2 protein-coding genes are annotated in these 14,343 nt (G+C 42.8%); both read left to right on the forward strand.

The annotated features are described in order from the left end of the window. The first annotated feature begins 2 nt into the window (after nt 1–2). The gene (locus tag GSQ19_RS13345) at nt 3–9,929 is read left to right on the forward strand and encodes a non-ribosomal peptide synthetase (RefSeq protein WP_011318424.1); all 9,927 of its coding nucleotides are present in this window, start codon (nt 3–5) and stop codon (nt 9,927–9,929) included. Nucleotides 9,930–10,036: 107 nt separating this feature from the next. Continuing rightward, entirely contained in the window at nt 10,037–14,311 is a 4,275-nt protein-coding gene (locus GSQ19_RS30010; RefSeq protein WP_011318425.1) for a type I polyketide synthase, read from the forward strand. Nucleotides 14,312–14,343: the final 32 nt, after the last annotated feature.

The following is a 14,343-nucleotide window of genomic DNA, read 5'->3' on the forward strand; positions in this document are numbered from 1 at the left end:
GAATGACTAACAGCACTGTTGAATTCGTTCGTCACCTGACAAGCTTGAAGATTGAAATAGAAATTGATGGCGTTAGCGGAGCGCCTCCGGCAGAGATTCGCTTGCGTTGTCATGCACCTGAAGGGGTATTAACTCCAACCCTACGTCAGGAAATAGCTGCTCGTAAAACAGAAATTATTCTATTTTTACAGCAAGCAAAGCAGGTGAAAGCGGCTCATCAGTCGTCGATTCAACCAGTGTCACGGGATGGTGATCTGCCCCTATCTTCTGCACAGCAGCGCCTCTGGTTTCTGCACCAGCTCTCCCCCGACAGTCGTTCTTATAATATGCTCCTAATTCAGCGACTAAATGGGTCGGTGAATATAGTAGCGCTGGAACAAAGCCTGAGGGAAATTGTTCGCCGCCACGAAATATTAAGAACAACTTTTCCCGCAGTAGATGGCAAACCCGTCCAGGTAATTGCTGTCTCGACTGCCTTAGCTTTGCCAGTGCATGATTTGCAGGGGTTGTCAGCTGAGGAACAAACTGACCGAATTCGGCAAATAGCCAATTATCAAGCATCCCAGCCCTTCGATTTAGTTGTGGGGCCATTAGTACAAATCACTTTACTGCAACTAAGTAACCAGAAGTATATACTGCTGTTGAAGATGCACCACATCATCTATGATGGCTGGTCTTTAAACATCTTCTTTGGTGAGTTATCTCAGCTATATACAGCTTTCACTCAAGGATTGCCCAACCCACTACCAGAATTACCTATCCAATATGCTGACTTTGCCTTTTGGCAACGCCAATGGTTGACAGGCGAAGTTTTGGATAAGCAACTGACTTACTGGCAGAAACAATTAACAGGTGTTCCTGGGGTACTAGAACTGCCTACTGATAAACCAAGACCTCCAGTTCAGACCTTCCGGGGTGCAGTTGAGCGTTTTTCACTAGATAGCAACGTCACACAAAGCCTCAAGCAGTTGAGCCAAGAGTCAGACGCAACGCTGTTTATGACTCTACTGGCTGCTTTTTTAGTATTACTTCATCGTTATACTGGTCAATCAGATATTGTTGTTGGCTCTCCCATTGCCAATCGCAACAATCCCCAAGTCAAGCAGTTAATGGGGTTTTTTGCTAACACCTTAGCGTTAAGGGGTGATCTCTCTGGGAATCCCAGCTTTGCCGACTTCTTGGCACAAGTGCGACAAACAACATTGTCAGCATACACCCACCAGGATTTACCCTTTGATATGTTGGTGGAAAAGCTCCAGCCAGGGCGAGATTTAAGCCGTAATCCCCTGGTACAGGTGATGTTTTCTCTCCAGAATGCCTCACAAGAAACTTGGGATTTACCTGGTTTAACTATTGAGAACATCTCCTTACCAATAGATGAAACAGTAAAATTTGACCTGGAAGTTAACTACTGGGAAGTTTCAGGAGGTTTAGAGGGTGTATGGTCTTACAGTACTGATTTATTTGATGCAGCGACAATTGCTCGCATAGCCCAACATTTTCAAACTTTATTACAAGCAATTGTTGCCAATCCCAAAGCGCCAATTGCAGAATTACCCCTGTTGAGTCCAGCAGAACATCATCAACTGTTGGTGGAATGGAACAACACTCAAGTAGATTATCCCTGTGATAAATTGATCCATCAGTTGTTTGAGGAGCAAGTTGAACGTACCCCCGATGCAGTGGCAGTTGTTTTTAAAGGGCAAAAACTGACTTATCAGCAGTTGAACAATCGTGCTAATCAGTTGGCTCATCACTTGCGCTCATTGGGTGTAAAACCAGATGTGTTGGTGGGTATTTGTGTAGAACGTTCTTTAGAGATGGTGGTTGGACTATTGGGGATTCTCAAAGCGGGTGGGGCATATTTACCACTCGACCCAGATTATCCTCAAGACCGCTTGGCTTTCATGCTGGAAGATGCTCAAGCTCCAGTACTGCTAACACAACAACAACTCCTCAAAAAGTTGCCTGAACATCCAGGGCAAGTTGTCTGTTTAGATACTGAGTGGCAATCTATTGCTCTGTCGAGCCAAGAAAATCCCATTGCTGGTGTGCAGTACAGTAACTTGGCTTATGTGATTTATACTTCTGGTTCTACCGGCAAGCCCAAAGGAGCCATGAACACCCACTTGGGGATTTGTAATCGCCTATTGTGGATGCAGCAAGCTTATCAATTAACATCAGCCGACTGTATTTTACAGAAAACCCCTTTTAGTTTTGATGTTTCAGTTTGGGAGTTCTTCTGGCCGTTAATGATTGGAGCGTGTTTAGTTGTGGCTAAACCCGGTGGACATAAAGATAGTGCTTACTTGGTCAACTTGATTTCAGAGGAGCAGGTTACTACACTGCATTTTGTTCCTTCTATGCTCCAGGTTTTCTTAGAAGAACAAAATTTAGAAAGTTGCAGTAGTTTGCAACGAGTTATCTGTAGTGGCGAAGCTTTGTCTTTAGAACTCCAAGAACGCTTTTTTGCTCGCCTAGACTGCGAACTGCATAATCTCTACGGGCCTACAGAAGCGGCAATTGATGTTACTTACTGGCAATGTCAACCAGATACTCATTTGAGAACAGTGCCTATTGGGCAACCCATAGCAAACACACAAATCTACATTTTAGACTCGTACTTACAACCAGTTCCTATAGGTGTAGCTGGAGAACTGCATATTGGTGGTTTGGGGCTAGCACAAGGCTACCTTAACCGCCCACAATTGACACAAGAGAAATTCATTTCTAACCCTTTTAGCTTTGACCCCAATTCTCGCCTTTACAAAACAGGAGACTTAGCTCGATATCTACCTGATGGCAATATTGAATACTTAGGACGTATTGATAGCCAAGTAAAAATACGTGGTTTCCGCATTGAGTTAGGCGAAATTGAAGCAATACTGAACCAACATGGTGATGTGCAAGCAGCTTGTGTCATCGTCCGCGAAGATCATCCCGGTGATAAACGCTTAGTCGCCTACGTAGTAGCACATCCAGACTGTACACCCACAATCAGTGAACTACGCCAATTTATCAAGGCAACGCTACCAGAGTACATGGTTCCCAGTGCTTTTGTGTTGCTGGAGTCTTTACCTCTGACTCCCAACGGTAAATTAGACCGTCGCGCTTTACCGAAACCAGACTTAGACAGCACACAACTAGAAAAATACGTTGCTCCACGCACTCCCATCGAGGAGATGCTGGTACAAATCTGGGCGCAAGTCCTGAAAGTTGAGCAAGTAGGCATACATGATAACTTCTTTGAACTGGGGGGACACTCCCTACTGGCAACGCAACTAGTTTCACGCATCCGTAATGTTTTCAAGGTGGAACTACCATTGCGTGAGTTGTTTGCAAATGCCACAGTTGCCGAATTAGCGCCATCAATTGGGCAATTACAGCAACAAGACTTAGAACTTTCTACAGCACCCATTGTCCCCAGGGTAAACAATGCAGAATTACCACTGTCCTTTGCTCAACAGCGTTTGTGGTTTTTAGACCAGTTCAACCCCAATAGTGCTTTCTACAATATTCCTACAGCTTTGCGTCTAGTTGGAACACTAAATATATCTGCCTTGAAACAAAGCTTACAAGAAATTATTCATCGTCACGAAGCCTTACGCAGCAATTTCATCGCAGTTGATGGACAACCAACGCAGGTTATTAGGGGATTGGGGGCTGGGGATTGGGGATTGGGGATAGTATCAGTTGTGGATTTGCAGCACTTATCCACAACTGAAAAGGAAATTGCCACACAGCAATTAGCCAAACAACAAGCTATTCAACCCTTTGACTTGGCAACACAAGCATTAGTCAGGGTGACATTAGTTGTCTTGTCCGAGACAGAACAGGTTTTATTGCTGTGTATGCACCATATTGTTTCTGACGGTTGGTCGATAGGTGTGTTTATCCAAGAATTAGCCGCACTATATAATGCTTATTCTCATGGTCAAACTTCTCTGCGAGACGCTACGCGAACACCTTTAGCACCGCTACCTGTCCAGTATGCAGATTTTGCCATTTGGCAAAGACAATGGTTGCAAGGAGATGTATTACAAAGGCAACTGAGTTACTGGGAACAACAACTAAAAGACGCACCAGCTTTGTTGTCGTTACCAACTGACCGACCAAGACCTGCTGTGCAGACCGACAACGGCGCATATCAAGAGTTTGCACTGTCAGCAGAGTTAACCGATAGATTGGTAAAACTCAGTCAAGAGCAAGGTTGTACTTTGTTTATGACGCTGTTGGCAGCTTTTGATACTCTGCTTTATCGCTACACAGGACAAGAAGATATTTTGGTGGGTTCGCCAATTGCTAACCGCGATCGCTCTGAGATAGAAGGGTTAATTGGCTTTTTTGTCAATACCTTAGTCATGCGTGCTAATTTGGCAGGGAATCCCAGTTTTTGTGAGTTGCTGACTCGTGTCCGGGAAATGGCAATGGAAGCATACTCTCATCAACATTTACCTTTTGAAATGTTGGTAGAAGCATTACAGCCAGAACGCGACCTGAGTCATACACCACTGTTTCAAGTGATGTTTGTCTTGCAGAATGCCCCTACATCACAAGTAGAATTAACTGGGCTAACTGTCAGTCCATTCCCGATGAAAGGAGCAAACGCTAGGTTTGATTTAACCTTAATCATGCAGAACACAGCTTCTGGATTGGTGGGGGTGTGGGAATACAACACTGATTTGTTTGATGCCAGTACCATTGAGCGAATGACTGGTCATTTTGTGACTTTGCTGGCAGGTATTGTTGCTAACCCAGAACAGCCAATCGCACAATTACCACTGCTAACACCGCCAGAAAAACAAAAGTTACTGGTGGAGTGGAACGATACTCAAGTGGATTATCCACTAGATAAGTGCATCTATCAATTATTTGAGGAACAGGTAGAGCGTACACCTAATGCTGTGGCTGTGGAGTGGGGAAATCAACAACTAACCTATCAGCAATTGAATGGTCGTGCTAACCAATTAGCCCATTACTTGCAATCTTTGGGTGTGAAAGCAGATGTGCTGGTGGGACTTTGTGTAGAGCGTTCTTTGGAGATGGTCATTGGACTATTGGGGATTCTTAAAGCTGGTGCTGCTTATGTACCCCTTGACCCAGAGTATCCCCCTGAGCGTTTGAGCTTTATTTTAGAAGATGCTCAAGTTTCAGTGTTGTTAACACAGCAGTCACTTGTTGACAGATTACCCCAGCATCAAGCCAAGCTGATTTGTCTGGATACTGATGCTCGACTGATTACTCACAACAGTCAGGAAAATCTCATCTGTAGTGTAAAAACGAATAACTTAGCTTATTTAATTTATACTTCTGGTTCTACAGGTCAACCCAAGGGTATAGCGATGAATCAGCTTGCCCTTTGCAATCATATCTTGTGGCATCAAGATAATTTGAAAATTGCCCGTGGAGCTAAAACCCTACAATTTGCTTCCATTAGCTTTGATGTCTCCTTCCAAGAAATATTCACTACTTGGTGTTCTGGCGGCACATTGTTCTTAATTACGGAGGAACTACGCAGAGATACATCAGCTTTGTTAGACTTTCTCCAAGAAAAAGCCATAGAAAGAATTTTCCTCCCCTTTGTGGGCTTACAGCAACTAGCGGAAGTTGCCGTTAGTAATGGATGTGTTAATACTCATTTGCGGGAAATCATTACGGCTGGGGAACAGTTGCAGATTACCCCTGCCATTTCTCAGTGGTTCCATAAACTAACTAATTGTACATTGCACAATCAATACGGGCCATCAGAAAGCCATTTAGCCACCAGTTTTACTTTGAGTGATGCAGTAGAGACTTGGCCTGTGCTTCCTCCCATTGGTCGCCCTATTGCCAACGCACAAATTTATATTCTGGACAAGTTCTTACAACCTGTACCCGTTGGTGTGCCAGGAGAAGTGTATATTGCTGGTGTGCTTTTAGCCCAAGGCTACTTTAACCGTCATGAGTTAACCCAGGAAAAATTTATTCCTCATCCTTTTGAGACAGTAGAAGGGAAAAAATTATATAAAACCGGAGATTTAGCGCGTTATTTACCTGACGGTAACATTGAATCTTTAGGACGCATTGATAATCAAGTGAAAATTCGCGGTTTCCGCATTGAGTTGGGTGAGGTGGAAGCAGTACTGAGCCAATATGGGGATGTGCAGGCATCTTGTGTAGTTGTCCGTGAAGATACACCTGGCAATAAACGCCTAGTCGCTTACGTTGTCCCAGAAAAACAGCAGATACTCTCGGTGAGGGAAGTACGGGACTTCCTCAAGGAAAAATTACCGGAGTATATGCTGCCAAGTGCCATAGTTATCTTGGATGCTCTACCCCTTTCCCCCAACGGTAAACTAGACCGCCGTGCTTTACCCGCACCTGATTTACACAGCCAATTATCAGACAAATATGTTGCTCCACGGAACCCAACAGAAGAAATTCTCGCAGGGATTTGGGCGCAAGTGCTGAAATTAGAGCAAGTGGGAATACATGATAACTTTTTTGAACTTGGGGGACATTCCTTACTGGCAACCCAACTGATTTCCCGCATACGTACTACCTGGAACATAGAACTACCATTGCGGAGTTTATTTGCTGCACCAACAGTTGCGGAGTTGTCGGCAAATATTCAACAGTTGCAACAACAAGACTTAGAGCCAACAGCATCAGCCATCTTACCAAGAACAAGGAATACAAAGTTACCCCTGTCTTATGCCCAAACAAGGCTATGGTTTTTAGACAAGTTAAACCCCAATAGCTCTTTCTACAACATACCCATAGCTTTGCGTCTGGCTGGAACCTTGAATCGAACTGCTTTAGAACAAAGCTTACAAGAAATTATTGGTCGTCACGAAGCCTTGCGTACCAATTTCCTGACCGTTGACGGACAACCAATTCAAGTGATTAGGGAATTGGGGACTGGGGATTGGGAATTGGGGACTAGGGACTGGGGATTGGGAATAGTATCAGTGGTGGATTTGCAGGATTTATCTACAACTGAACAAGAAAATGCTTTAAAGGTTTTGGCGCAACAACAAGCACAACAACCTTTTGACCTGGCAAAACAATTATTGGTCAGAGCTGCATTAGTTTTACTGTCTGAGACGGAACACGCTTTATTAGTTTGTATACATCACATTGTTTTTGATGGCTGGTCTATAGGTGTGTTTTTTCAAGAACTAGCAGCGCTGTATGATATTTATTCTCAATTTCAGCCGTCACCTTTAGCACCACTGCCGATTCAATACCCAGATTTTGCAATTTGGCAGAGAGGCTGGTTGCAAGGTGATGTATTACAAAAGCAACTGAGTTACTGGCAACAACAACTGGCAAATGCACCAAGTTTGTTGTCTCTGCCTACAGACAGACCCAGACCTGCTGTACAGACTTTCGCTGGGGCATATCAAGAGTTTGCACTCTCCGGGGAGTTAACTGATAGATTGGTCAAACTGAGCCAAGAGCAAGGTTGTACTCTGTTTATGACGCTGTTGGCAGCTTATGATACCTTGCTTTATCGCTACACGGGACAATCAGATATTTTGGTAGGGACACCAATTGCTAACCGCGATCGCTCTGAGATAGAAGGGCTAATTGGCTTTTTTGTCAATACCTTAGTTTTACGCGCTAATTTGGCAGGCAATCCCAGTTTTAGTGAATTGCTGACTCGTGTCCGAGAAGTGGCGTTAGGAGCTTATGCTCATCAGCATATACCTTTTGAAATGCTGGTGGAAGCATTACAGCCAGAACGAAATCTTAGCCATACACCACTGTTTCAGGTGATGTTTGTCCTCCAAAATGCGCCTGCTTCTCAACTGGAGTTAACTGGAATCACAGCAAATCCCATCAAGGTAAAAAGTACTACCACCAAATTTGATTTAACTTTAATCATGCAGAATACTGCCTCTGGGCTAGTGGGAGTCTGGGAATATAACACTGATTTGTTTGATGCTAGTACCATTGAGCGCATGACTGGTCATTTTGTCACATTGCTGGAAGGTGTAATTGCTAACCCCCAACAGCCGATTTCACAATTGCCAATCCTAACAACTGTTGAACAGCAGCAGTTACTTGTGGAATGGAACAATACTCAAACAGATTATCCTGCTGATAAATGTATCCATCAGTTGTTTGAGGAGCAGGTAGAGCGTACCCCTGATGCTGTTGCTGTAGTTTTTGGCAATCAACAACTGACTTACCATCAATTAAATTGTCGTGCTAACCAGTTGGCTCATTACCTGCGCTCATTGGGTGTAAAACCAGATGTACTGGTGGGTATTTGTGTAGAACGTTCTTTAGAGATGGTGGTTGGACTGTTGGGGATTCTGAAAGCGGGTGGGGCATATTCGCCACTTGACCCAGGGTATCCCCCTGAACGCTTGAGCTTGATGCTAGAAGATGCTCAGGTTTCTGTGTTGGTGACTCAACAACATTTAATCGAGAGGTTGCCTCAATATCAAGCAAAACTTGTTTGTTTAGATGAAGCCTGGGAACAAATCGCCCAAAACAGTCAAGATAACCCAACTAGTGAAGTCAAAGCCTGTCATTTAGCGAATTTGATATACACCTCTGGTTCCACAGGTAGACCGAAGGGTGTCATGGTTGAGCATAAAGGACTGTGCAACTTAGCTCAAGCTCAGATACAAACTTTTGGCTTGACTCCAGATAGTCGCGTCCTCCAGTTTGCTTCCTTCAGTTTTGATGCTGCTATTTGGGAAATTGTCATGGCTTTAATGTCAGGTGGGAGGTTGTATCTGGCAACAAAAGACGCTCTATTACCAGGGAAACCCTTAATTGAGCGATTGCGTGATTATTCTATTACCCACATCACCCTACCACCATCGGCTTTAGCAGTTATGCCTGTATCGGAACTGCCAGAACTGCAAACAATCATCGTCGCTGGAGAGGCTTGTGCTGCTGAATTAATTAGACAATGGTCAGTTGGCAGAAACTTCTTCAACGCCTACGGGCCAACGGAAGCTACCGTTTGTGCAACGATCACACAATGCCATAATAACGAGAAAATATCTATTGGTCGTGCGATCGCTAATACACAGGTTTACATATTGGATGAAAATTTACAACCAGTGCCTGTAGGTGTACCAGGAGAGTTACACATCGGTGGTGTGGGACTAGCCAGAGGCTATCTCAACCGTCCCGAACTTACCCAGGAAAAGTTTATTCCTCATCCTTTTGAAAAGTCAAAATTATATAAAACTGGGGATTTGGCGCGTTATTTACCAAACGGTAACATTGAATACTTAGGACGTATTGACCATCAAGTCAAAGTTCGGGGCTTCCGCATTGAATTAGGAGAAATCGAAACCGTTTTGAGCCAACATGATGATGTGCAGATATGTTGTGTCATCGCTCGTGAAGAAACTCCAGGGAATAAGACTTTAGTCGCTTATGTAGTGCCGCAAAAAGACGTGACACTCACAACAGGAGAAATGCGTCAGTTCCTTGCTGATAAACTGCCTGGATATATGGTTCCGGCTACTTTTGTCATCTTGCCATCCTTGCCTTTAACACCTAATGGTAAAGTAGACCGCCGTGCTTTGCCTGACCCAAATTTACATCAAGAACTATCAGATTATGTCACACCAAATACAGAACTAGAAAGGATTATTGCGGGGATTTGGCAGCAAGTATTAGGAGTAGAAAAGGTGGGCATTTATAATAATTTCTTCGAGCTAGGAGGTCATTCGTTACTACTGGTAAAAATTAACCAGCAATTACAGGAAGAATTTGGCTTAGAGCTATCAATAATTGATATGTTTAATTACCCGACGGTACACAGCCTAAGTCAACATTTAAATAATAATATCCACAAAAAGAATACAGTTACACAACAAAACAATTCTCGCCCTCAATCCCATAGCGAAATCAAAGACTTAAAGAACAGACAATTACAATCTAGACAACAACATCGCGCTCAGAGAAAAAGATAAAACATAGCATTTACAAGTCTCCGCGCCCCTCCGCGTTTCACTCTGCGCCCCTCCGCGTTTAAAAACAATCAATCTCATCTGTAATTTACTTGCTTAGGAACTGCTATATGACCATAGATTCAGGGTATGACAATCATGAATTTAATAATTCGGAAATCGCCATTATTGCTGTAGCAGGTAGATTTCCGGGCGCGAAAGATATTGCATCATTTTGGCAGAACTTACGAGATGGTGTAGAGTCTATCTCCAGGTTCACAGATGAAGAATTACTCAATTCTGGCGTTTCTTCTGATTTATTGAATAGTCCTAATTATGTCAAAGCTGGTAGTGTACTATCAGATATTGAATTGTTTGATGCTAATTTCTTTGCTTATAGTGCCAAAGAAGCTGAGTTAATAGATCCACAACAACGCCTATTTTTAGAATTAGCTTGGGAAGCTGTAGAAACTGCTGGTTATGACCCACAAACTTATCATGGTTTAATCGGAGTTTATGGTGGTGTGGGGATGAATAGGTATTTTCTCAATAACCTCTATCCTCATCATCAATTACTAGCAACAATTGACCCTATCCAATTAGGATTTTCCAACGATAAAGATTTCTTACCTACACGAGCTGCATATAAGCTTAACTTGACTGGCCCCGCCGTCAATATACAAACAGCCTGTTCTACTTCTTTAGTGGCTATTCATATAGCTTGTCAAAGTCTCCTCAATGGTGAGTGTGACATGGCTCTGGCAGGTGGTGTAACTCTCAGTATTCCTCAAAAAATAGGTTATTTGCATCAAGAAGGCATGATTCTTTCCCCTGATGGACACTGCCGCGCTTTTGATGCTCAAGCACAAGGAACAATTGCTGGTAGCGGTGCGGGGATTGTAGTTTTGAAAAGATTAAAGGACGCAATCAGCGATCGCGACCACATTTGTGCAATCATTAGAGGTTCAGCTATCAATAATGATGGGGCAGTAAAAGTCGGTTACACTGCGCCTAGTGTGAGTGGACAAGCCGCAGTCATTGCTGAGGCTCAAGCTATCGCTGGTGTAGATGCAGAAACCATCTCCTACATCGAAGCTCATGGTACAGCTACACCTTTAGGCGACCCCATTGAAATTGCCGCTTTAACTCAAGCTTTTCATCAAACTACGGATAAAAAAGGTTTTTGTGCTATTGGTTCCCTCAAAACCAACTTAGGACATTTAGATACAGCAGCAGGTGTGGCAGGTTTGATTAAAACTGTATTAGCCCTGCAACATAAAATGCTGCCTCCTAGTTTGCACTTTGAGACACCTAACCCCAAAATCGATTTTGCCAACAGTCCTTTCTATGTGAATACAACCCTCAAGGAATGGGAGACAAATAACTCTCCTCGCCGTGCTGGTGTTAGTTCCTTTGGCATGGGGGGTACTAATGCTCATGTGATTTTGGAAGAAGCACCAATTCAAGGCAAAAGTCAAAATACCCTTCGGGAATGCCAAGGGCGAACAAAATTCAAAAATAAATACTTATTGTTGTGTTTGTCAGCTAAGACTGGGAGTGCGTTGGAGAAGGCGACGGGTAATTTAGTTGCTTATTTAAAAGAGCATCCGGAAGTTAACTTGGGGGATGTGGCTTATACCCTGAATAGTGGTCGCCGGGGTTTTAATTATCGACGGATGTTGATTTGTCAAGATTTAGAAGATGCTGTTAAAGGTCTAGAGTCAAAACAAGTTGCTACTAACTATACAGAGATTACAGAACGGCCTGTGGTCTTTATGTTTCCTGGTCAAGGTTCTCAGTATGTGAACATGGGGCGGGAAATTTATGAAACTGAGGCAGTATTTAAAGAACAAGTTGATTATTGCTCAGAATTTCTTAAACCCTTACTGGGACTAGATTTGCGTGACATTATTTATCCCAGTGACGATAAGATTGATGCAGCATCAAAGCAATTGGAACAAACAGGAATAGCTCAACCTGCTATTTTTGTCATTGAGTACGCCTTAGCTCAATTATGGCAGTCATGGGGAGTAAAACCACAGGCTGCGATCGCTCATAGTATTGGTGAGTATGTAGCTGCAACCTTAGCAGAGGTTTTTTCCCTAGAAGATGCCTTATCTTTGGTAACAGCACGGGGACAGATGATGCAGCAACTCCCCACTGGGGCAATGCTTTCTATTCCTTTACCCGTCGATCAGGTACAATCTCTGTTAGGTACAGAACTTGCTATTGCTGCGATTAATGTGCGATCGCAATGTGTAGTTTCTGGTTCCATAGCAGCTATAAATACTCTACAAAATCAGCTAGCTGCTCAAGGAATTGAATGTCGCCGTCTGCATACATCCCATGCCTTCCACTCTCACATGATGGAACCCATCTTAGAGGCATTTGCAGAGCGAGTCCAACAAGTCACCTTAAATCCTCCCAAGCTTCCTTATATCTCCAATCTGACTGGCACTTGGATTACAGTCACCCAAGCCACCAACCCTGAGTATTACGCTCAACATCTGCGTTCTCCAGTGCTGTTTGCCCAAGGTGTAGAAAAATTATTAGCAACACCTGAGCAAGTCTTATTAGAGGTAGGGCCAGGACACACACTAAGTACTTTGGTGAAAAGAAATCCTGGTAAGGTAGCTACACAAACAGTCTTAACCTCGATACGCCATCCACAAGAAAAGCAATCTGATATTCGGGTTTTATTCAACACATTTGGTCAACTCTGGTTAGCTGGAGTCAAGGTAGATTGGTTAGGGTTTTATAGTCAAGATGAATATTATCGTCTTCCCTTACCTACTTATCCCTTTGAACGACAACGTTATTGGATTGACCCCCCAGAAAAAACAGCTTGGGGACAATTGCCAACTTTACCACCAACATCACAATTGTGGAATTTGCTGACACAAGCAGGTCAAAAGCAAGCAAGTGTGATAAATGCCGAACTTAACGAGTCCACCTATCAGGAAAACAAACAATGGTTGGATAGTTTATGTACAGCTTACATCAACACTGCACTTAGGCAATTAGGCGCTTTTAATCATTCCCAAGAAAAGTATGCTTTGGAGAATTTTTGGGAGCAATATCATATTTCTCCCCGCTATCAACAATTATTTTCTAGATGGTTGCAAATATTAATAGAACAGGGTCAACTACAACAACAGGAGGGTTTATTTACTGGGTTAGTGCCATGTTCACAAAATTATATTGATGAACATTTAGCCGAAGTTAGAGCGAGGTTTGCTGCTTCATCTTTAGTAGATTTAGATTTAGTACAACGCTGTGGGGAAAATTTAGCTGCTATTGTTACAGGTGAACAGGAGCCATTAGAGATTTTCAATGAACTGGTTTACCAAAAAGAAAACAAAGCTTCATATTCAGAATCTCCCTTAATTAATTATTACAACTCTATCTTGCGCTCAAGCTTGGAACAGATAGTCAAGTCTTTACCATCATCTGTTCATCTGAGAGTTCTAGAAATTGGTGCGGGTACTGGTGTATCTACACAAGCATTATTACCTTTATTGCCGCCTCAACAAACCAACTATACTTTTACTGATATTGGTAGCGGCTTTTTGACTCAAGCCCAACAAAAGTTTCAGGAATATCCATTTGTTGAATATCGATTATTAGATATAGACAAGCCCCCAACTGAGCAAGGATTTGAGCAGTACAGCTTTGATGTCATCATAGCTACTAATGTTCTCCACGCAACTCAGAACATTGATCAAACCCTGCATCATGTACGCTCTTTATTAGCTCCTGGGGGTTTCCTTTTAGTGTGGGAAATAACTCAACCTAAAATCGATTTTGATATTAGTTGGGGTTTGCTATTGAAACCTTTAGATGATCAAAGACGCGACCCAGGTCAGCCTTTTATTATCAAGGACCAGTGGTTTGCAGCACTACAAGCTCAAGATTTTGTTCAAGTTGCTGCGTTTCCTGAAAATGAAGCATTTGAGCATCAGATTATTATGGCTCAAGCTGCTGTGTCCACTGCATTTAGCAGCAAATCTGGACAGCAAGAAACTAAGACAAAATCAAATATTTCATTACCAATAAAGCCGGATAGCTTGCAGCCAGAAAAATTATCTACTCTACATTCAAGACCTAATTTAGCCAATTCATATATAGCTCACCGTGATGAAATTGAGCAGAAAATTGCCGATATTTGGCAAGAATCATTGGGAATTAATCAGGTGGGAATCCATGATGATTTTTTTGAACTAGGAGGAGATTCCTTAATCGCTGTTCAAATTCTCTCAAGATTACGAAATACGTTTGCTATTGGCTTAAATGTCGCCAGTTTGTTTGCATCTCCCACGATAGCGGAAATAGCACTAAAGATAGGAAAATCTCTAGAACCCGATACGAACTCCAGTGCATTTGATCGAGAAGAAATAGCAATTTGAGTCAAAAATAATTTTAAATTACGCATTAGCTG

Origin of the sequence: Trichormus variabilis 0441 (assembly GCF_009856605.1) — a bacterium.
Taxonomy (GTDB): domain Bacteria; phylum Cyanobacteriota; class Cyanobacteriia; order Cyanobacteriales; family Nostocaceae; genus Trichormus; species Trichormus variabilis.

What these genes read in the sequence shown, in the direction of transcription:
- GSQ19_RS13345 (WP_011318424.1), top strand. Translation starts at nt 3, where the DNA reads ATGACTAACAGCACTGTTGAATTCGTTCGTCACCTGACAAGCTTGAAG.
- GSQ19_RS30010 (WP_011318425.1), top strand. Translation starts at nt 10,037, where the DNA reads ATGACCATAGATTCAGGGTATGACAATCATGAATTTAATAATTCGGAA.